The 20,717-nt window shown below is 62.2% G+C and carries 17 protein-coding genes; 7 read left to right on the top strand and 10 right to left on the bottom strand.

Features of this window, described 5'->3' with window-relative positions:
• Positions 1–650 (top strand): hypothetical protein (locus IC50_RS09350; RefSeq protein WP_035703273.1); only part of this gene is annotated, 650 nt, incomplete at its 5' end.
• 11 nt (positions 651–661) lie between these two features.
• On the opposite strand, the gene IC50_RS09345 is transcribed toward IC50_RS09350, so the two are convergent.
• The 7 genes from IC50_RS09345 to IC50_RS09315 all read right to left on the bottom strand — a co-directional run bounded on the left by IC50_RS09345 (position 662) and on the right by IC50_RS09315 (position 8,456).
• Positions 662–3,832 (bottom strand): ATP-binding protein, encoded by a 3,171-nt coding sequence (locus IC50_RS09345; protein WP_244429560.1) that lies wholly within the window; start codon positions 3,830–3,832, stop codon positions 662–664.
• Positions 3,833–3,870: 38 nt separating this feature from the next.
• Entirely contained in the window at positions 3,871–4,707 is an 837-nt protein-coding gene (locus IC50_RS09340; protein WP_035703271.1) for an enoyl-CoA hydratase/isomerase family protein, read from the bottom strand.
• Positions 4,708–4,768: 61 nt separating this feature from the next.
• Entirely contained in the window at positions 4,769–5,416 is a 648-nt protein-coding gene (locus IC50_RS09335) for an isochorismatase family cysteine hydrolase (RefSeq protein ID WP_035703269.1), read from the bottom strand.
• Between the two features lie 29 nt (positions 5,417–5,445).
• Complete coding sequence (locus tag IC50_RS09330) at positions 5,446–5,976, bottom strand: hypothetical protein (RefSeq protein WP_035703267.1); 531 nt, start codon at positions 5,974–5,976, stop codon at positions 5,446–5,448.
• A gap of 268 nt (positions 5,977–6,244) precedes the next feature.
• On the bottom strand, positions 6,245–7,474 hold the full coding sequence (locus tag IC50_RS09325; RefSeq protein WP_035703288.1) for a YbfB/YjiJ family MFS transporter: 1,230 nt from the start codon (positions 7,472–7,474) through the stop codon (positions 6,245–6,247).
• Positions 7,475–7,493: 19 nt separating this feature from the next.
• Positions 7,494–7,730, bottom strand: a complete 237-nt coding sequence (locus tag IC50_RS09320; protein WP_035703264.1) for a tautomerase family protein — start codon at positions 7,728–7,730, stop codon at positions 7,494–7,496.
• A 15-nt stretch (positions 7,731–7,745) separates the two neighbouring features.
• Entirely contained in the window at positions 7,746–8,456 is a 711-nt protein-coding gene (locus tag IC50_RS09315) for an SDR family NAD(P)-dependent oxidoreductase (RefSeq protein WP_035703262.1), read from the bottom strand.
• A 209-nt stretch (positions 8,457–8,665) separates the two neighbouring features.
• Here IC50_RS09315 and IC50_RS09310 point away from each other — a divergent pair, with 209 nt between their 5' ends.
• The 6 genes from IC50_RS09310 (at position 8,666) to IC50_RS09285 (ending at position 16,563) form a co-directional block, all read left to right on the top strand.
• The gene (locus tag IC50_RS09310) at positions 8,666–9,589 is read left to right on the top strand and encodes a LysR family transcriptional regulator (protein WP_035703286.1); all 924 of its coding nucleotides are present in this window, start codon (positions 8,666–8,668) and stop codon (positions 9,587–9,589) included.
• Positions 9,590–10,020: 431 nt separating this feature from the next.
• Entirely contained in the window at positions 10,021–10,695 is a 675-nt protein-coding gene (locus IC50_RS09305; RefSeq protein WP_035703259.1) for a class I SAM-dependent methyltransferase, read from the top strand.
• A gap of 351 nt (positions 10,696–11,046) precedes the next feature.
• Positions 11,047–13,269, top strand: a complete 2,223-nt coding sequence (locus IC50_RS09300; RefSeq protein WP_050990944.1) for an ATP-binding protein — start codon at positions 11,047–11,049, stop codon at positions 13,267–13,269.
• Positions 13,270–13,728: a response regulator gene (locus IC50_RS09295; RefSeq protein WP_028141937.1), complete on the top strand. Its 459-nt coding sequence runs from the start codon at positions 13,270–13,272 to the stop codon at positions 13,726–13,728.
• Positions 13,725–16,160, top strand: coding sequence for a response regulator (locus IC50_RS43030; protein ID WP_035703257.1), 2,436 nt, complete (start codon positions 13,725–13,727; stop codon positions 16,158–16,160). Before IC50_RS09295 ends, IC50_RS43030 begins: the two co-directional genes overlap by 4 nt.
• A 55-nt stretch (positions 16,161–16,215) precedes the next feature.
• Positions 16,216–16,563, top strand: a complete 348-nt coding sequence (locus IC50_RS09285; protein WP_028141938.1) for a response regulator — start codon at positions 16,216–16,218, stop codon at positions 16,561–16,563.
• Between the two features lie 341 nt (positions 16,564–16,904).
• On the opposite strand, the gene IC50_RS09280 is transcribed toward IC50_RS09285, so the two are convergent.
• From IC50_RS09280 to IC50_RS09270, 3 genes are all read right to left on the bottom strand, one after another.
• Complete coding sequence (locus tag IC50_RS09280) at positions 16,905–17,657, bottom strand: ZIP family metal transporter (protein WP_028141939.1); 753 nt, start codon at positions 17,655–17,657, stop codon at positions 16,905–16,907.
• 247 nt (positions 17,658–17,904) lie between these two features.
• Positions 17,905–18,810: a glucose 1-dehydrogenase gene (locus IC50_RS09275; protein ID WP_244429559.1), complete on the bottom strand. Its 906-nt coding sequence runs from the start codon at positions 18,808–18,810 to the stop codon at positions 17,905–17,907.
• Positions 18,788–20,626 carry a glycoside hydrolase family 15 protein gene (locus tag IC50_RS09270; RefSeq protein WP_050990943.1) on the bottom strand — a complete coding sequence of 613 codons (1,839 nt, stop codon included), beginning with the start codon at positions 20,624–20,626 and terminating at the stop codon, positions 18,788–18,790. Before IC50_RS09270 ends, IC50_RS09275 begins: the two co-directional genes overlap by 23 nt.
• Positions 20,627–20,717: the final 91 nt, after the last annotated feature.

Raw genomic sequence — 20,717 nt, 5'->3', positions numbered from 1 at the left:
CCGCCACAATCGCGGCGGGCGGCGACGTTTGGGTCCTGAAAGGCGTCGAACAGGATCATCTGCAGCGAACCGTGCGGATTGACCTTCACCGTGAGCAGGCTCTCATGGAGCCGTTTGGAAGAAACGGCCAGCACAGCGAGTTCAGCCCCGAGCGGGTCGCCATTGTTGCCGCCGACGAACGTGTCGTCGCTGAGCGAAAGGACCCGCGCACCTCATTCGCGCGGCACGATATGCGGACGCATTGGGATCCGCTGCACCGAATTTACTTCGAAAGCTGCGCCCTCTGGACCGGCCTCACTACGCCGTTCCTGCTTTCCGAGAAAGCTTCGGAAGTGCACGAGATCGAGCCATGCCTTGAGGGAAGTGAGGTGTGGCGGGGGCTGCGGGCGACCTTCTCGCCGGCGATCGCAAGCCACAGCATCGAGCAGGACTTCTACTTCGGTCCCGACCTGCTCATCCGCCGCCATGATTATCGAGTCGAAATAGCAGGGAATTTTCCCGTCGCCGAGTACGTGTTCAACCCCGTCGACGTCGACGGCATCAAGATCCCGACGAGACGACGCACCTATCTACGTGACGAGACGACCCTGACCCCGATGCTCGATACGCTGATGATATCCATCGATCTCTGGGATTTGCGGTTCGACTGACCCTCAACCGGTCAGACGAGCGACGAATCGAGCATGAGCCGAGCGGCCTTCAGATCAGCCGTCTCAAACCCTTCCGAGAACTTCGCATAAGTCGAGGCAAGCTCCTCCAGGTGACTTAGCGTTCCCTGCTCGCGCCTCAGACGCACCATCGACATATCAGTCCGCAATCGCCAGGAGAGCGCGCCCTGCTGGTCAGCCAACGCAGCCGACGACCGGAGACTTGATTCTGCGGCATGAAGATCCTCATTGCGCAGCTCCAGTTCCGCCCGGACGCGCAAGAGCTCCGGCATGTCGAAGGCGCCGCCAGCAAGCTCGATGCGCGCGATCGCTTCGTTCAGTATTCCAAGTCCATCGGACGGTTGCCCGAGTTCTGCCAATCCCCAAGACAGGTCCGCAACGAATGCGGACGCGTAGAGCTCGTAGCGATCAGCATGCAGGCGCGGAAGTGCGATTCTCAGCAACTCGACACCGCCGCGCAAATCCCCGCCGGCGATCATCGTCTGCGCCCGGAAACCGGCCGCGACCGCCTGGTAGGGCGCGAGCCCATGCAGGCCGGCATGCGCCTCGAGCCGACCGGCCATCGCCTCGACCGCGGTCCAGTCTCCAATCCACCCGTACAGCGAGGCGGACCAGCAGAGCGCGATACAGTGCATGACGACATCCCGAGGCGCGCCGGCGCCCGTCAGTGGACGAGCACATTCCACGGCTCGATCGGGAAAGCCGCGCAGCCACAACACGCGAGCAAGCGGTATCTGCGGTGTTCTGGAATAGGCAAAATGGCCGGGTTGCGCCCCGCGTAGCGCCGCGTCGTTGCGGACGCCTTCGTCCAAATGAAGCTGCGCCTCGGCCTGGTTGCCGACGAGATGATGGGATACCCCGATGAGGGCCTTTGCGCCGGCGATGCCCGCCGCATCACCGATCAGACGAGCGACGCGCTCGGCCTCAAGTGCCACCGGCAGCAGATGCCGATAGTCGCCTGTCCGGCGATAGAACATGTTCAATCGCGCCAACAGCCTGAATGTGTTGGCGTCGTCTCCGATCTCGGCCGCGATCTCGAGTCCGCGTCGAAGTGCGGCCTCGGCTCGCTCGCTATTGCGTTCCGTGAACATGAAGGCATGACCGAGCGTGGCTTGAAGCTCCAGCTCCCACTTGCCTCCGCGGTGGCGGTCGTCGAGAACGGCAAGCGCGCGCTCAGACCAGATGCGCGCCTCATTAAGCAGGTTGAGCTCGACGAACAGACGTGCGCAACTGCCTGCGAGCGGAACACGAAGCTCATCACCGCCGTCGTGAGCGTAGCTCCATTGAAGCGCGGCGCGGGCGTCTGCCAACAGGCTGCCGCGGCCAAGCGCAGGCAACATCCGATCTGCAGAGCCAGAATCGGCCATGCCCGCTTCGAGGGAGCGGTGAATGTGTTCGGCGTGACGCCGCGCGACGTCCTGGACTTGGCCGCTCTCACCGAGCTTCTGGAGCGCATAGGCGCGGGTGGCGTCGAGCAGGCGGAAGATTCGCGACAAGCGGCTCGGCTGCGTCGACAACAGGGACTTGGCTACGAGTTGCTCCAGTGCGTCGACAGCGCCGTCGACAGGCTCCCCCTCTTCCACCACGACGGCAATCGCGTCCTGCAACGTGAAGGGCCCGGCAAAGATGGCGAGACGCTGAAGGACCAGCCTCTCGGCCTCGCCAATCAGACCGAAACTCCAGTCAAGCGTGGCGCCGAGCGTCTGTTGTCGCGGCGGCGCCGTCCGTCGGCCTCGCCATTCGAGCTTGAGCCGGCCATCGAGCAATGTTGCTATCTCTCGCAAGCCGTAAACGCCAACGCGTGCGGCAGCGAGTTCGATCGCCAGCGCAATGCCGTCAAGCTTGCTGCAAATATCGGCAAGAACCTCCGCATCCTGATCGGTGATATCCAAGCGGTGGCCGGCAGCAGCGGCACGTTCGGCGAAAAGACGCGCGGCCGGATAGCTCAGCACCTCACCGGCGTTGAGCCGAGCGCCCTGCGGGGGGCTTGGTAGCGGAACGAGTTCGTAAATGTGCTCTCCCTGCACCAATAGCGACTCGCGACTGGTCGCAAGAATGGTGATGCCGGATGCCTCGCGGTGAATCGTCTCTGCCAGACGTGCGACATCTTCAATCACATGTTCGCAGCTATCAAGCACGAGAAGCAGGCGACGTCTGCGAAGAAAGTTGATGATGCTTTCGGTTGGATCGGCGTGATGAACGACGAGGCCAAGAGCGGCGGCCACCGTGGTGGCAACGAGCGTTCCATCCTTCAGAGGACCAAGATCGAGAAAGTGGACTTTGCTCTCGAACTCCTCCCACATCTTATGTGCGATCGCGATGGCAACGGTTGTCTTTCCAATGCCGCCCGGTCCCCTCAGAGTGACGAAGCGCTCGCTCAGCAGACGTGCCGAGAGCTCGGCCAGAACGTCCTCTCGTCCGACCATTCGGTCGAGGCGATATGGAAGTGCGGACGGCGGGTCTATCGCCCCGGCCTGGATCTGCGGGATCTCCGCCGGCGGCGAACTGCGTTCGACCCGTCGCACGGGCGCGACGAAGCAATACCCTCGGCTCGGAATATTGGTGATATAGCGGGCTCCCTCCTTCCCATCGCCCAGGGCTTTCCGGAGTTCGGCAACGTGCACGCGCAGGCTGATCTCTTCTACCGCGAGGCCAGCCCACACATATGCGAGGATGTCACTCTTCGGCACGACTTCGCCGGCGCGATCCACGAGCAGGCGCAGGATGTCAGTTGCCCGGCTGCCAAGCTTGACTGGCAACCCGTCCTTTTCGAGGATTCGTGATCGAAGAGAAAAGGGGCCGAACGTGACCTGATCGAAATCCCTACCTGCCCCGGTGTTGCTGTGAGGGGAGCCGGTCGCTCCTTCCGGCTGTGTGCTGCTCTTGGGAGAGTTCATTCCGGGTGCGCGCCTTGTCGCCAAGGATACGGCGAGCGCGCGGCACTGCGTAACCTCGACTGCGATTTCGGTGAGCCAAAGTATAGGCAGGGCCGGACCGAAACACAACGGATCCGCGCGCATCGGCTGCCGGCTTGAGCTACCTATCTCGAGCTCAATCAGCGCCGATGTCGCACGCTCACGCTGTTTCCTGTCGGCGTTCGACCGAACGGCACCAACGAGCCCATACGACAGCCCGTCGAAATCGAAAAAGGCAGTGCCGCGCATGGCAAGGCCAGCTGTCCTCGGTCGATCGATCGGGAAGATCAATCACGTTCCGAGGAGCTCGCTTCAGCAACCGCTTGGCCGAGCCGCATCTCGGTTTCGGATCGGCGCTGCAGTCCTCGCTCGAGGAGAGATGCCGCTCGTTTGCGGGTGCCAGGGTGAGCCACTGACGCAAAGAACGCCGATAACGAAGGAGGGAAGACCGCATCGGCCGGCAAAGTGACCTGATCCATCAAGGCCTTGGCACCTACGATCGCGTGCTTCTCGAACGAGGCGAGACGACGCGCAAAGGATTCAACAAAGGTAGAGAGCTCCTCGTCCGGCAAGGCTCTGTTGACATAACCATAGCGTTCGGCAAGCTCCGCCGAGAAGTCGTCCGCGCCCAAGATCACCTCCAGCCCACGCCCCCGCCCCATCAGGCCGGCCAACCTCGCCATGGGATTGCCGCCCGGCACCGCACCGAGGCCCACTTCGAATTGCCCGAGAATTGCACGCTCGCGGCTGGCGAAGCGCATGTCGCAGGCCAGCACGAACTCGCTTCCGGCCCCGCGGGCGCGCCCGCGAATCTCCGCGATGGAGGCAACCGGTGCACGTGACAGCCGAACGAGCAGATCGATCCATGGATGCATGCCCGTGGGACCCGGCGGCATGGCGGCGACTGTCCGCTTGTCCGCGAGCACATCCCAATGCGCCAGGAAGAAATCCGGGTCCGCGCTTCGGAACACCACGACCTTTATCTCTGCATCGCTTTCGAGCTGTGCAAGCAGGTCCTGCAATTCGCCGATCGTGTCGGGATCTACCAGATTGATGGGCGGGTTATTGAAGGTCGCCGTCCAGAGGCCGGAAGACAGCTTGTCGATGGTAATCTGTCGAGCCATTGAGTTTCTCGCTTCCAGTCAGGAAAGACGATTCAGAACGGGGGGGCGCGCGACGGGAAGGTCACGCGGCTGACGCTGCGGAATTCATTGCCGACAACGCCTCGACGATTTCCTGCGTGGTTACGATCGCGCTGGCGTAGTTCGGGATGTTGATCTCCAGCGCGGCCCGCATCATGTCGTCGGAATAATCGGCAACTGCGTCCTTGACGACCGTCACGTCGTATCCGAGCTCGGCAGCGAAGCGCACGGTCGCCTCTATACAGGTGTGAGCGACCAGCCCTATGACGATCAAGCGTTGGATGCCATGCCGCTTGAGCTGCAGGTCGAGGTCGGTGTTGCTGAAGCCGCTGGAACACCAGTGCTCGCTTGCCACGATCTCGCCGGGCGCCGGGACGAACTCTGCGCGAAACTCTCCACCCCAGGTGCCGAATTCGAAGCTCCTGTTGTTCCAGGCTCTCCTTTGAATTGGCGCAACGTATCTCCAGGAGGCATAATCGCCGGGCCGGTAGCGGTGGTGCATGGCATAAAAGACACGGACGCCGGCGTCGCGGGCCGCATGCAGCACCTGGATCATGTGCGGAACGCAGTCGTTCCTTTCGGCCACGGCCTTGATACGGGGCCAGATCTTGCCCCCCTCAGAGATGAAGTCATTGTAGGGATCGACCACCAGCAGAGCGGTGATTTCCTTCTCGTAGGACAATTGCGTCATGGATCTCTCCTCTCGAGCCCGCCGGTTGGCTATCGGTTGTTCTGCAGAGCTGCCCGCTCGATGCTGGCCGCAAACAGCGGCGTTTCGCTCTGATTGTGAGAGATCGAGAAGGGCTGGCGCTGCGCTCGGAACAGCTCGAGCGGAATGCCCTGCTTGCCAATGAACGTCATGAACTCGTCCGTGGCATGCGTTTTGACCCTGTTAGTGAACTCACATTTGCCGGGTTCGATCTCCTTGACGCTCAACTCCCAGGTCACGTGGATCGTGGTTCGACCGTTCGGCGTGAAGACGTCCGATGTCGAGTCGAGGATCAAATGATCTCTCCGGCCGAGCGTCTCGACGTAATGCTGAACCATGAGGCTCCCGCCGATGATCTCGACATTGATGGACATGCGCTTGCCATCGGGCGTGGTCGTGAAGCCCGCGGCGATATGCGCCGGGGAGCAGCCCTGATACTCGTGCTCGGAGAGATTGAAGCACCAATCGGGAATGTCGATCCGGTCGATCGGCGCATTGATGATGGCGGTGAAGCTGGAATCGACGATCTGGTTGTTGTTCATCTCTTGATCTCCTAATGTGTTGCATGTCATCGGCACGTTCGAGCCGAAGCCTTTCGCGGATCCGCACGGGGCAGATCCTCGCTGTACATTCGGCATTGGATTGCCGCTGTCCTGCGAACACATTGCTACGGACGGCCGCCATTTGCTCGTTATGCGTTGTTATGGCTCGTTAGCTTCTGCGAGGCGGCCCTGGGTGCGAGGATCGCCGCGGCAAGGCGAGGGTCTGGCGGCCGAAACGGAAGACCCATGCCGGGCCGAGTTCCAGTGACTACTTCTCTCGGGTCATGAGCGAGACGCCGAGATCGATCGCCAATGCAAGCATCAGAGCGGCGCCGCCAAGTCCGAACAGGACCAGATAATCGCCTCCGGCCTGGGCGTAGATCCACGAGAAACCGTACGCTGCAGCCGCCTGGAATAGGGCAAAGCTGGTCGTGGCGTGGCTCCACATCCCGCGCTGGTGCTCGAGCGAGTGGGGCACTAGCTCATGGACCCGTCCTAGGACCAGGGGCACGATACCGGGCGTGAAGCCGCCGAGGACCACGCTCGATACGATCAGGGACAGCGGCGCCGTGCTGACAGTGGGCAGCAGCACCGCAGCCGTCTCGATCAGGAACGCGGCGCGGAGAGCGGGTCCGAACCCCGAACGGTCGCCGAGCTGACCGGTGACGAGTGGGCCGACGACTGCGCCGAGACCGTACAGCACCCAATAGCGGGAGCCCGCGGCAATGCCCTGGCCGAGGCCACGCGCCACGAAATCGACAATGAAAACCATGTGCGGCACCAGGGCTACCGCATTGAGACCGTATTGGAGCAACAGCGCGCGCGCAGACAGCGAACCGCGGTGGTGCTTCGCTTGATGCGACGGCGTAGCAGCAGGTTTGGCTTCGGCCGGCCAGTTCCACCAGCTCGCGAGCGTGAGGAGCGCCGAGAGCAGGCCAAGACCGTACCAGCTCTGCTCCAAGCCCTGCTGCAGCAGCAACGGCACCAGCGTGCCCGACGCAGCCACTCCCAGGCCAACACCGGCGAAAATCACCCCGCCGACGATGCCGCGCCGGGCGGCCGAGGTGTGCGGCAGGATGACGGAAGCCGTCAGCACCATGATGATGCCGCCGGTCAGGCCGGACAGGAAGCGCCACCCGAAGAACCACGTAAACGACAGCGGCGTTGCGCTCGCAAGAAACGAGAGCGTGGCAAGCAACATCATCGCCCGCAGGGCGCGGACCGCACCGACTCGGGCCGCGAGAGCTCGTGCCGCAAGCGCGCCGGCGAGATAGCCGGCCAAGTTCGCCGCGCCGAGATAGACGACATCCGACGCGCTGAACCATTTTGCCGCAATCAATGCCGGGATCAGCGGCGTGTAGGAGAAACGGGCGAGTCCGAGGCCGACCAGCGATGCCGACAGGCCCGCCACGGCGTATCGCCAGGTTGATCGTGAGTCGGATCCCGGCCGCGGCGGCAGCCGGGACTTGATGTGCTGCTTCGTGTCTGCGTCGGTCATGTCACCCTCCTGCAACGGATCAGTCCGTCCGAGCGGTGCGGCGGCGGCGGAATTCCGGCACGGGCAGGCCGCCCCAGCCCCAATTGTCGGTGTCGACCTCCTCGATCACCACGAAGGTGGAGTCGAGCGGCTTGCCGAGCACGTCGCGTAAGAGCTCGCTCGATCCCTTGATCAACGCGGCTTTTTCCTCCGCCGTGAGCGACGCCGCTCCAGGCGTCGTCCCCTCGCGGGTCACTTGAATGGTGACGATTGGCATGGTCCCGCTCCGCGTTCAGTGGCCTGCGCTCTGGCCGCCGTCGACATGCAGGATCTCGCCGGTGACAAAGGAGGCACCCTCGAGGTAGAGCACCGCATCGACGATGTCGGACATCTCGCCCATGTGGCCGACCGGATGCAACGCGTCGAGCTGCGCATGTGTCGCGACCGGATGCATCGGCGACTTGATGATCCCGGGCGAAACGGCATTCACACGGATGCCGCGCCTGGCATACTCGATCGCAAGCGACCTGGTCGCGGCGTTCAACCCACCCTTGCTCAGCGAAGCCAGCACCGACGGCACATTCGAGTTGGCCTGATCGACCAAGGTCGTGGTGATCTGGACAATGTGACCCGAGCCCTGCTTCTCCATCTCCGCGATCGCGAGCTGCGTGATGTTGAAGAAGCCGGTGACGTTCGTTCCCGTCACCGCCGCATAGTCCTCGGCCGTGTATTGCGTGAACGGCTTTGCTACGAAGATGCCGGCGTTGTTGACCAGCGTGTCGACCCGACCGAAGCGGGCGATCGCCTGCGAGACGGCGCGTTCGGCGGTGGAACGATCGGCGATGTCGCCGGCAACGGCGAGGACGTCATCGTCGTCGGATGGCTTGATGGAGCGCGCCGTCGCCACGACGCGGTAGTTGCGATTGCGAAAACCCTGGACCAGGGCTGCGCCAATACCCTGCGACGCACCGGTGATGATGGCGACCTTCTGCTCGATACCCATGAGAGGCTCCTGTTGCTGGTTGAAAGCTCCGCCAGCGCCGGCTGGCTTGCCTCCTCAGCTACGCTGCGGCGGCTTGCTTGCGAATATCCGCAGCCCGGCAGACACTCTTTCGCCAGGCGAACGAATGCGGGGCCGCGCCTCGAGGTGGTTGTCGCGACGGCGGCGAACGCCTAGCCTGCCGCCGGAATGTGATGGTGCGGCAGGAAGGCATGGATCGGCTGGATGCGATGAAGGTGTTCGTCCTTGCGGTGGACGAAGGAAGCTTGGCTGCGGCAGGGCGCAAACTCGGCCGCTCCCCGGCCGCGGTGAGCCGTGCAATCGCTTTCCTGGAGGAGCGTGTCGGCGCCGAGCTGCTGCACCGGACCACGCGATCGATCAAGCTGAGCGAGGATGGCGAGCGCTATGTCGAGGTCTGCCGCCGCGTCCTCACCGAGCTCGAGGAGGCCGAGGACATCGCAACCGCAGCCCGCGCAGCGCCGCGCGGCATTCTAACGATCACGGCTCCCGTCGTGTCAGGCGAGATGGTCTTGCGCCCTATTCTAGATGCGTTTCTGGACGCCTATCCGGCCGTGTCGGCAAAACTCTTGCTGTTCGACCGACCGGTCAATCTGGTTGAGGAGGGCGTCGACGTCGCGCTTCGCATCGGTCCGTTGGTGGATTCGACGATGATCGCCATGCGGGTCGGCGAGATCAACCGTGTCGTCGTGGCGGCGCCGCGCTATCTGAAGCAGCATCCACGCATTGCCGAGCCAAGTGACCTCGCCAAGCACCAGATCGTAGCCATGGCGCATCTGCCCAATTCCTGGACGTTCGCAGCGCAGGCCGGGTCGTCAGCGCCGCGGACCGTCCAATTCAATCCTCGCCTCATCGTCAACAGTACCTATGCGGCAGTAGCCTCCGCGGTCGCGGGGCGCGGCGTGGCGCGGATGTACTCGTACCAGGTGGCGGAGCCCCTCGCACGCGGCGACCTTGAGATCGTGCTGGCTGACCAAGAGGATCCGCAAATGCCCGCGCACTTGATCTGCCCGCAGGGCCGGCTCTCGGTGCCAAAGGTGCGCGCCTTCACCGACTTTGCAGTGCCGCGCCTGAAAAAGCAGTTTGCATCGCTGAAGAGGAGCACTACGGCACGCTGATCATTGCTGCAATTACTTGGCTAGGCCCCATAGATCCGCCGCTCAACAGGCCTAAATCGTCAGACCGGGAAAACTCGGCCAAGATGCTGCTTTCCCTTGGCGGATTTTTAGTCACGTAATTTGACGTGGCGGAGAGAGTGGGACTCTCTTCCCCAGAGCGCCGGAGGCGCGAGAACCGCCGAAAAACAAGGATTCCTAAAAGGGCCGGTTGGTTTTTGTGGCCACCGCTGTGTACCACCTGTTTAGCGCTTCGGACGTTCAATCCAAGCCATTTTCGAGGCGGTCGAGGATCGTAGGATCGGATCACAGGAGATTCTCGCGAGGGGCGGAGACACTTCGCGAAGTCGGATTAGCGGCCGCCCTAAGCCCGCCTTCGCGGCGGGAGACGGTTTATGCTAGTTATCACGGGACCAAGACAGCGACGGCCCGCCTTGACAGCCACGACCATTGCCGACCCGCAATCCTTCATCCGCGCCAACACCCGGCTGCGGTCGGTGCCGCTGGTGCCGGAAATCGCGGTCTTCCTCGCCGATGAATCGGTGCCGATCTGGCAGCAGACCGAGGACGAGCTGAACGAGGCCGGTCTCCCCCCGCCCTTCTGGGCCTTTGCCTGGGCGGGCGGTCAAGCGCTGGCTCGCTACGTGCTCGATCACCCCGTTACCGTGCGGGACCGGCACGTGCTCGACATCGCTTCTGGCTCTGGACTCGTCGGCATCGCGGCGATGAAGGCCGGCGCGGTCGGGGTGACAGTGTCTGATATCGACCCCTTCGCGATCGCGGCGGCCGAACTCAATGCGGAGGTCAACCTGGTCCACCTCACGTCGTGCGGCGAGGACGTGCTCGACACTCAACCAAACGGCCGATGGCAGACCATCCTCGCGGGCGACATTTTCTATGAGGGGGACACCGCGACGCGTGCCTTTGCATTTCTGGCCGACCATGCGCGCGCCGGTGCGACTATCTTGATCGGCGATCCCGGGCGCACTTTCCTTCCGAAGGCAAAGCTTGTCCGACTCGCCGACTATCGCGTACCGGTGACCCGCGATCTAGAAGACGCCGAGATCAAGCATACGGCGGTTTGGACCATCTCGCCGGATTGTCTGTAAGTTGCATTAGCCGGCGTTAGTCGTGCTCTCGATGAACAGGCGCGCAACAGCTCAAGCACCATCAGAAGCTCGGCGAAGCGCCGACGTTGGCCTCAGCGCCTTTTCGCCTGCGAGTACGACTGTATTTCTTCTTGCCCTCGACGTTCGGAGCGCGAGACGCGAAGGGTCAGAGTCCACAGTAAACACTTGTCATAGCGAGCAAATCTCGCCCCGCCTTCGCATCATGGAACAAAATGCCGGAACTTGGGTTAAGTTCATTCCGTTCCCTATGCGCAAATCCGCATCCCAGAAAAGTCTACTGACCACCGGCATTTGCTTGCCATAAGCTCTGAGTCAAGAAGGCATCACCCAGTGACCGAGTTGGATGACGGCTATCTTGAAGAGTGTGCCGCAGAGCCCATTAAGATCCCGGGAGCAATTCAGCCTCACGGCGCGCTTTTGGTGGTCGAACCTGAAACCCTGAAGATATTGCAACAGAGCGCGAACGCTCGCCGACTGCTTGGGTTCGATGTCCGCAATGACGCGTTGCTCTCTGCTTATGAGGAAGCGACCACGCTTTGCGAGGAAATCCGTGGGTGGTTGTCGGGAGGCGAAAACACGCTTTTCTACCTGGTTGCAGTCGGATCGCAGCAGCTTCAGCTCACCGCCCACCGCAGCCCCCAAGGACTCTTGTTGGAATTCGAACCACCGCCGCGGCCAGGCGAGTCGACGCTGGATGGTCTTTACCCGCGGTTGCGGGACTTTCTGGACCGCATATCCGGCGCCCACGATATTATTAGCATCGCTGAGGAGGTGGCCCGCGAGGTGCGGGCAATCACCCATTTTGATCGAGTTCTCCTTTACAGCTTCGACGGTAACGGCGACGGCACGGTTTTGGCCGAAGACACGAATAAAATTCTTCCTTCCTACCTCGGCCTTCGATTTCCCGCATCCGATATTCCCGCTCAAGCGCGGGAGCTCTATCGCCTGAACAGGATCCGGCTCATTCCTGACGCCAGCTACGATCCGGTCGAGATCGAACCCTCGATCAGTCCCCTCAACGGACTGCCGCTTGACCTGTCGCAGGTGGCGCTGCGCAGCGTTTCGCCCGTTCATCTCGAATACATGCGCAACATGGAGACGGCGTCGTCGATGTCGATGTCAATCATCGTCGACGGTGCGTTGTGGGGGCTCATCTCCGGGCATAGCCGCGCCTCTCGGATGGTCAACGCGCAGATCCGCACCGCATGCGACATCCTCGCTCAAGTCGTGTCGCTGCAGATTGGCTCGCGCCTGAAGGCAAGCAGTGCCGCGGAACGCCTTGAGCTGAAGAGCGTGGAGACGTCGCTGCTCAGCAAGCTTTCGGTCGCGACTTCGTTTCAGCGCGGGCTGGTAAACAATCCGCACGAATGGCTGCGGCTTGTGGATGCGGAAGGCGCTGCAGTTGTCGTGCAGGGCGGCATACTGACGACCGGTCAGACGCCGAGCGAGCGCCAGATACGTGATCTGGCGACGTGGCTCTTCGAGGCCGGGCACGACGTATTGGAAACGAATTCGCTGGCTTCGATATGGTCGGGCGGCGAGTTCTTGAGCGAAAAAGCCAGTGGTGTGCTGGCGGTCTCCATCTCGCAGATCCGGGGCGATTACATCATCTGGTTCAGGCCCGAAGTCGTCAAGACGGTTGCTTGGGGAGGCGATCCCAACAAGCCTATGGAGAGCGGGGCCGGCCGGCTTCATCCGCGCAAGTCTTTCGACCTTTGGAAACAGCTTGTCCGTCAGCAGTCGAAGCCGTGGACTTCGGCAGAAGTGGAGAGCGCGCTCGGCTTCCGCGCGTCGATTCAGACTCTTGTGCTGAAGGCTGCGGAGGAGCGTGCTGAACTCACGGACCGGCTGGAAGCCGCCAACAAGGAGCTGGAGTCGTTTTCCTATTCGATTTCGCACGATCTGCGTGCCCCTTTCCGGCACATCGTCGGTTTCGCAGAACTTCTGTCGGACAAGGAGAAAGGGCTCGATCAAAAGTCGCGTCACTACATCGAAACAATTAGGGGCGCCGCCATCTCGGCAGGAAGGCTCGTCGACGACCTTTTGCATTTTTCCCAACTCGGGCGCTCTCAGCTTCTCAAGTCGAACGTCGATGTCGCCAAGATTGTCAACGAATTGAGGCATTCGTTGCGGACGGAGACCGAGGGGCGAAACATCGAATGGCAGGTAGGGGCGCTTCCAATAGGCTATGGCGACCCCGCCATGCTTCGTCAGGTGCTTCAGAACCTGCTTCACAACGCCATCAAGTATACGGCGCCGCGGGACCCGGCCATCATCACCATCTCAGGCCACGAAGACGCGAACAGCACGACTTATATCGTCGCTGACAACGGCGTCGGCTTCGAGATGAAGTACGTCGACAAGCTTTTTGGCGTCTTTCAGCGCCTTCATAGGGCCGAGGAATTCGAGGGGACTGGCATCGGATTGGCCTTGGCCAAGCGCATCGTCGACCGCCACGGCGGCTCAATTAGCGCCGAAGGCAAGGTAGGGGCCGGCGCCTCCCTCACTTTCACCTTGCCGCGCCCCAAAGATTTGAAGAAGAGGAGCTCTTAGTTGCCGGACCTCAGACCGATTCTGCTTGTTGAAGACAACCCGCGAGACCTCGAGCTGACGCTGGCGGCGCTTGCGAAGTGCCAGTTGGCTAACGAGATCGTCATTGCTCGCGACGGAGCCGAAGCGCTCGATTACCTGGCCGCGAGAGGCAGCTTCGAAGGCAGGCCGCCCGGCGATCCGGCCGTTGTGCTGCTCGATCTAAAGCTTCCCAAAATCGACGGGCTGCAGGTTCTCGAAAAGGTCAAGAATGACCGCCACCAGCGCCAGATCCCCGTCGTGATGCTGACCTCCTCGAGAGAGGAGCGCGATCTGGTGAAGAGCTACGAACTGGGCGTCAACGCCTTTGTCGTGAAGCCCGTGGACTTCAACGCCTTCTTCGAAGCCATCCAGGATCTCGGAATGTTTTGGGCCGTGCTGAACGAGCCGCCTCCCCGCCCCTTCACCAACGAGGCCCAATGATGAAGCAAGAGCCTATCCGCATTCTGCTGCTTGAAGACAGTGAGATCGATGCCGAACTGCTGGCGGCGCATCTATCGAAGGCCCAATTGGGCTTCACACTCGACCGCGTCTACAACAGACGGGATTTCGTCGCGGCTTTGGAAGGCGGCGGCCATGACATCGTGCTGGCGGACTATTCATTGCCCGATTTCGACGGCCTCTCGGCACTGAACATCTCCACGGTTCTGCAGCCCGATCTTCCCTTCATCTTCGTATCGGGAGTCGTTGGCGAGGAATTTGCCACAAACGCGCTCAAGCGGGGCGCCACTGATTACGTGGTGAAGCGGAATCTCACACGGCTGTCGACAGCGGTAGAGCGTGCGCTCGAACAAGCCCGCCAGCGCGCATCGGCCAAGAAGATCCAAGATGCTTTGGCCCGCAGCGAAGTCAGCGCGCGTCTGGCGATGGAAGCGGCCAAGCTCGGCCTGTGGGACTATGATCCGGCGACGAGAGAGCTCAAGTGGGACGCCAGCGCGAAGGCGATGCTCGGCTGGCCGGTCCAGAAATCGCCGGGTTATCGAGACTATCTTGCCGCCTGTCATCCGGACGACCGCGACCGACTTCATCAGGCTGTCCGCCAGGCGACGAAGTGGTCTCGCGAACACGATGGCACGTTCGGTGCGGAATATCGTATCTTCTCGGACGCCGGCAGCGAGCGTTGGGTAGCCGCCCGCGGTCAGGCATTGTTCGAAGAGAAGGAATTCAAACGCTTTGTCGGGGTCGTGCGCGACATCACCGAGGAACGCAGAGCGAAGAAGGATCTGGAAGACCTCACGACCGACCTGGAACGTCGCGTCGCGGAACGAACCGCGGAGCGAGACAGCCTTTGGCGGCTCAGTCCAGACCTGTTCGCCGTGATCGGACGGGAGGGACGATTGCGGCGCCTCAACCCGGCTTGGAGCACAATGCTCGGGTACGCCGAAGGCACCCTTACGGAGAGCATGTTCGATCTGTTGCTGCCCCCCGAAGAGCGCACCGAGGTGAAGCGACAGCTTGCCGATACGATCCGCGATCGCACCGTCGGTCGCTTCGAAAGCCGTATCCGCCATGCGAACGGCGAATGGCGGTGGGTCACCTGGAATGCGGCGCCGGATGAGGAAGCCATCTATCTCGTTGGACGCGACTGCACCGCCGAAAGAGCGGCAGCGACCGCGCTGGCTGAACGCAACGCCGAACTCGCCCGGCAGATCGAAGAGCGGGAGCGCGTCGAACAGACCCTCCGGCAGATGCAGCGGCTCGAGGCCGTCGGACAGCTCACCGCCGGGGTCGCTCACGATTTCAACAACCTTCTTACGGTCATCCTGGGCAACATTGCTTTCGTGGAGAAGCGGTTCGACAAGCCGGAGCGCGAGCAGGACGTCCGATCGCGCCTCCAATACATGCGGACCGCGGCTGAGCGAGGAGCCACACTTACCGCCCAGTTGCTGGCGTTCTCGCGGCGCCAGAAGCTCGAGCCAAAGCCCGTCGACCTGAATGAAACCGTGACCGGGATGAGCGAGCTTCTGCAGAGCACGATGAAAGGCTCAATCCGGATCGAAACCGTGTTGAAGAGCGACCTAGCCCCAGCACTCGTTGACCCGACCCAGATCGAATTGATCATTCTCAATCTGGCCATCAACGCGCGGGACGCAATGGAGATCGGCGGCGCGCTGACCGTCGAAACCAGTCAGGCGGTCGTCAAAGAACCGCCGGCCAGGCCGGCCGACCCGCCTCCGGGTGATTACGTGGTCCTGACGGTGAGCGACACCGGTACCGGCATTCCTCCACATGTTCTCGACCATGTGTTCGAGCCGTTTTTCACCACAAAGGAGGTCGGAAAAGGTTCAGGCCTTGGATTGCCGCAAGTATTCGGGTTCGCCAAGCAGTCCGGCGGTGGCGTGAAGATCAGGACGGCTACAGGGGAAGGTACCAGCGTTAGCGTCTATCTTCCTCGCGCCGCCAATGTCTCCCAGGCCCCTGGGCAGACGCCGAAAAGCGAGACCGCGTCAGGCCGGGCCTCCGCCAAGACAATCCTTCTGGTCGACGACGACAGCGCCGTTCGCGAGGTGGTCGGCGTGATGCTCGAAGAGCTGGGGTACTCCGTTGTCAGCGTGGGTAGCGGCGCCGCCGCCTTGGATATCCTTGCCGGGCCGGAGCATTTTGACGCTCTGATAGTGGACTACGCCATGCCGGCGATGAGCGGCGTGGAGGTTGCCAAGAAGGCACATGGACTCCGACCGCATCTTCCGACTCTTTTTGCGACCGGCTATGCCGACCTCAAGGCTCTTGAAGAGATCCATCACGCGAGGCTGATAAGGAAGCCGTTTCAGGAGGAAGAGTTGGCGCGCCGGCTCCACGAAGCATTTGCCGAGTTCGACGATCCCAAAATCGTTCGTCTGCGGGGCGCCGGCTAGGTCATGGTCGGCAAAACCTTTCTATCTTGCCTGAGATGCACCTTTGGAGATCGACATGCCGCTGCGGCTGCTGGTGGTGGAAGACGAAAGCTTAATTGCCATGATGATAGAAGACATGGCCGAAGAACTGGGCCACGAAGTCGTTGCCAAGGCGACTAATGTCCCACAAGCAACGAGCTTGATCGACGCTGGCGGATTCGATGTAGCCCTCTTGGACGTCAACCTCGCCGGCGAATTCAGCTATGGTCTGGCCGAGATGCTGCAGACCAGGGACGTCCCATTCTTGTTCACGACAGGCTACGGAGCAGGGATCGAGGAAGAATGGCGAAATTGCAAAATCCTGCAAAAGCCGTTTGCAGAGGATCAGCTCAACGCTGAACTTGTCGCGTTCGAGAAAGGGTGAAGCGGCGCCTTGTCGTGGTATTTGACACGCGCGCCCGGTATGTTTTCGCAGAAATCGTAGTCTGGCGCGGAAAATCTCGGCGTCAGTGGGACTCTCTTCCCCCTTCGCCGCGATTGTGTGAAAATCCGCGGAAAACAAGGATTCATGACCACCCCTGTGTACCACCCGTTCCGCGATTCAGGGTGTCATTCTCAGTCGATTTCGAGGCGCTTCAGGACGCCAATCGATCGTCGCTTGTCGTCCTGGAGAGGGTGAAGTCCAGGCTTTCCCCTTCACGTCGCGAGCGACCCGCAGGGCCCGTCCGACAACAGCCTTGCTTCTGCATCGCACGGCCCGGCGTTCTAAGTCTCTCCTAAGTTAGAGAGCGCAAAGGCGACGAGGAGGCCGACGACAACGAGCAAGCCGGCCAGCTTCTGTTCGCCTTCGACCGCTTCGGGCACCATGGTGTTCACCACCATCGTCAGGAGAGCGCCCGCAGCGACGGCACTCACGGCAGCAACGACCTGAGGGGAAGCTCCGCCAAGGAAAGCCGCTCCCGCGGAAGCAGCAAGCCCGGAGAGGACGGCGATCGTTGCCCAAAGGCCAAAGATGTAGAGCCGGGAGCGACCCGCGGTTCGCATGCCGAGCGCACTGGACAGTCCTTCCGGGAAATTGGACAGGAAGATAGCTGCCAGCATAGCGAGGCTGATGCCTTTCCCGCTCAACAGCCCGAGCCCCAGAACCACGCTTTCCGGAACCCCGTCGAGGAGCGACCCGATTGCGATCGCCAACCCTCCGCCTTGGCCGGCGTTCGCCTGCTGGTCCCCGGACCGTTTACGTGAATGCGCGCCTGCTCGAGAGACCGCCCAATCGGCAAGGGCATACATTGCGGAGCCCGCAACGGCACCGGCGACGATCGGCCAGATCCCGCCTTCCTGATACCCGTCCTCCAACAGGTCGTAGGCCACGGCCGAGATCAGCACGCCGCAACCGAACGACATGATCCCCGCGGTAACGTACCGAGGCATTCTGAGGACGAATGCGACGGCTGCTCCCAGGAGCAGCGATGAGGCACCAAGCAGCCCCCAAAGGCCGGCGGTCAACCAGATCGGCATCGGAGCACCAGCTATGTTTCGCGACCTGGGGGCGGCGAGACCTGGCTTGCGCTCTTCTCCCGCGTCTTACTTGCCTTCTTCACCGCCGAGCGGCGCTTCAGAACCGATGTCAGAGCGCTCGCCATCTTGCGCGCGATCTTACCTGCAGCCATTGCCCGTGCGCCATTTACCAAAGTTCGATCCTCCAATTGCTGCGTAAGCGATGCGACCAGCGGTTCTCGTTGGGATCATGACCCTGAGGCTTTGCCTAGCCTCCGCTTGCGAAGCCGGGGAATAGGGTCATGCCGCCGTCGATGAACAGGGTGGCGCCGGTGACGTAGTCGGCGGCGTCGGAGACGAGCCAGGCGACCGCCTGCGCGATGTCGTCCGGCTCTCCGATGCGCTTGTAGGGCACCAGCGTCATCAGGCTTTCGTACGCTTCCCTCGTCTCCCAGGCGCGCTGATTGATGGGCGTCCGGATGGCGCCGGGTGCGATGCCGTTGACGCGGATGCCGATGGGGGCGACTTCCTGCGCGATGCTTCGCATCATCTGCATCACGCCGCCTTTCGATGCCGCGTAGTTCGCGTGGCCCGCCCACGGAATCTCCTGATGGACCGAACTCATGCAGACGAGCTTGCCGGCCGCGGCCGAGATGTCACCGACGATGCCCCGTCTTTTGAATTCGCGGACTGCCTCCCGGGCACATAGGAACTGGCCGGTGAGATTGACGCCGATCACCTTATTCCACTGATCGATCGTCATCTCATGGAGGGGCGCGTCGCGCTGCAGTCCGGCGTTGTTCACCACGATGTGCAACGTGCCGAAATGATCGATGGCACGGGCGAACATCGACCGGACGTCATCCTCGTTGCTGACGTCCGCCTTGATTGCGATCGCTTTTCTGCCCCGGGCCTCGATTTCATGAACGACTTCTTCGGCTGAGACGGGATCCACGACATAGTTGACGACGACGTCGGCGCCGGCCGCGGCCAGCCCCAGCGCGACCGCGCGGCCGATACCTGAGTTGGCGCCGGTCACCAGCGCAGGCTGCCCTTCCAGGGTCACGGGAAAGCGGGCCTGCGGTCGCAAGCGCTCGCCCGGGCTTGCCGGAGCGGCCGGGTCGGTTGAATTCACTGTCATGGCGGACCTCCTAGTCGGAGCGCGCGGCTTCATCTCCCTCGCTGGGGAGGGCTCTCTTGCTACCGCGGTGCTCCGAGGGTTTTTCGCGGTGGGTGAGGTTGTGGGCGGTATTGACGAGGGCTATGTGAGAAAAGGCCTGCGGAAAGTTTCCGACCAAGCGCCGCCGCGAAATGTCGTATTCTTCCGATAGCAGGCCGACGTCGTTGCGAAGCGCGAGAAGCCGCTCGAACAATTCCTTGGCCTCGGCGTCGCGGCCGATCAGATGGTAGGCGTCCGCCAGCCAGAAGCTGCAGGCCAGGAACATGCCTTCCCCCGGCGGCAGACCATCCTTCGTCGCACCCGTATCGTAACGCCGGACGAAACCGTCCTGGAGCAATTCCCGCTCGATCGCTTGGATCGTCGAGATCACGCGAGGATCCTCCGGAGACAGAAAGCCTACGGCCGGGATCAGCAGCAGACTCGCGTCGAGCTGCGGCTCGCCATAAACCTGGACGAAGGTTTTCCGCTCTTCGTCGTAGCCCTGCCGGCACACCTCGTCATGGATCGCGGCTCGTTGCGCTTCCCACTCCTCGACCGGACCCTTCATGCCGAATTCGGCAGCCGATTTGATGGCCCGATCGTAGGCAACCCACGCCATGATCTTGGAATACGTGAAGTGCTTCGCGCCGCCTCGCACTTCCCAGATGCCCTCGTCCGGCTGGTTCCAGATGCTCTTGAGATGGTCGAGCAGGGCGCATTGCACCGCCCAGGCGCGCTTGTTCTCGCGCAGACCGCCGCGGCGCGCCTGGTAGAGGGCGTCCATCAACTCGCCGTAGACATCCAGTTGAAGCTGCGTGTGCGCCGCGTTTCCGATCCGGACGGGCTTGGAGTTCTCATATCCGGAGAGCCACGGGACTTCCCACTCGGTCAGCCTGCGTTCGCCGGTGACCGCGTACATGATCTGGAGCTGCCGCGGACTTCCCGCGACGGCGCGGACGAGCCAGTCGCGCCAAGCGCGCGCTTCGTCGAAGAAGCCCGCGCCCACGAGGGCCAGTAGCGTCAAGGTGGCGTCACGTACCCAGCAGAAGCGGTAGTCCCAATTTCTCGAGCCTCCGATCTGCTCCGGCAGCGACGTCGTAGCGGCGGCGACGATGCCGCCGCTCGGCCCGAACGTCAGCGCTTTGAGAGTTATCAGGGATCGCTGGACCGCCTCCGAATATGGCCCTGCCGTCTTGCAGCGGCTGGACCAATTGCGCCAGAAATCCTCTGCCTGTTTCAGAAGAGACGCAGGGTCCTCGGGAGCGGCGGGATCCTGGTAGGATATCTGATGGGAAAGCACGAAAGCCACGGTCTCGCCGCGCGCGACCGAGAACGAGCCCACAGTTTTCATGGCTTCGCCGCGCATCGGCACCGCGGTCCTGAGCAGTAGCATCGACGCGCCCGCGACCATGCTGACCGCTCCGTCCTCAAGGCGGCTGACCCAAGGTACGCTGGTCCCGTAGTCGAAGCGCGCGACAAGTTCGCTGCGCATCTCGACCTCGCCCTCCAGTCCTTCGACGATTCTGACGACCTTCGAGAGATCCGTCTTAGGCGGCATGAGATCGATGAGGCGGACCCGGCCGCAGTCGGTCGTAAAGGTCGTCTCGAGGATCAAGGTGCCCGGTCGGTAGCGTCGTTCGCTGCTCGAGCGAGCCTCGGGGCAAATCTTCCAGTATCCGTTGTGCTCATCGCCGAGTAGCTTCGCGAAGCAGCTGTCCGAATCGAAGCGGGGGACGCAGAGCCAGTCGATTGACCCGTCGCGCCCGACCAGACCCGCAGTCTCACAATCGCCGATCAAGGCGTAGTCTTCGATCCGAGCCATGCTGGGCATCCAACCGGAACGTTTGCCCTCCAGTTCCGCAGATCCCATTGCGGACGTTCATACTTTCGACTGAGGCTAGTGGTCGATGCGCCTTACGGGG

It is taken from the genome of Bradyrhizobium genomosp. I (2014), from assembly GCF_000261685.1.
In the GTDB taxonomy this organism is placed as follows: domain Bacteria; phylum Pseudomonadota; class Alphaproteobacteria; order Rhizobiales; family Xanthobacteraceae; genus Bradyrhizobium.
This window is presented reverse-complemented; position numbering and strand designations above follow the sequence as displayed.

Coding starts and splice junctions, on each gene's coding strand:
- IC50_RS09345 (WP_244429560.1), bottom strand. CDS start 3,832: ATGCGCGGCACTGCCTTTTTCGATTTCGACGGGCTGTCGTATGGGCTC.
- IC50_RS09280 (WP_028141939.1), bottom strand. CDS start 17,657: ATGCCGATCTGGTTGACCGCCGGCCTTTGGGGGCTGCTTGGTGCCTCA.
- IC50_RS09340 (WP_035703271.1), bottom strand. CDS start 4,707: ATGGCTCGACAGATTACCATCGACAAGCTGTCTTCCGGCCTCTGGACG.
- IC50_RS09335 (WP_035703269.1), bottom strand. CDS start 5,416: ATGACGCAATTGTCCTACGAGAAGGAAATCACCGCTCTGCTGGTGGTC.
- IC50_RS09310 (WP_035703286.1), top strand. CDS start 8,666: ATGGATCGGCTGGATGCGATGAAGGTGTTCGTCCTTGCGGTGGACGAA.
- IC50_RS09285 (WP_028141938.1), top strand. CDS start 16,216: ATGCCGCTGCGGCTGCTGGTGGTGGAAGACGAAAGCTTAATTGCCATG.
- IC50_RS43030 (WP_035703257.1), top strand. CDS start 13,725: ATGATGAAGCAAGAGCCTATCCGCATTCTGCTGCTTGAAGACAGTGAG.
- IC50_RS09325 (WP_035703288.1), bottom strand. CDS start 7,474: ATGACCGACGCAGACACGAAGCAGCACATCAAGTCCCGGCTGCCGCCG.
- IC50_RS09275 (WP_244429559.1), bottom strand. CDS start 18,810: ATGAAGCCGCGCGCTCCGACTAGGAGGTCCGCCATGACAGTGAATTCA.
- IC50_RS09315 (WP_035703262.1), bottom strand. CDS start 8,456: ATGGGTATCGAGCAGAAGGTCGCCATCATCACCGGTGCGTCGCAGGGT.
- IC50_RS09270 (WP_050990943.1), bottom strand. CDS start 20,626: ATGCCCAGCATGGCTCGGATCGAAGACTACGCCTTGATCGGCGATTGT.
- IC50_RS09320 (WP_035703264.1), bottom strand. CDS start 7,730: ATGCCAATCGTCACCATTCAAGTGACCCGCGAGGGGACGACGCCTGGA.
- IC50_RS09330 (WP_035703267.1), bottom strand. CDS start 5,976: ATGAACAACAACCAGATCGTCGATTCCAGCTTCACCGCCATCATCAAT.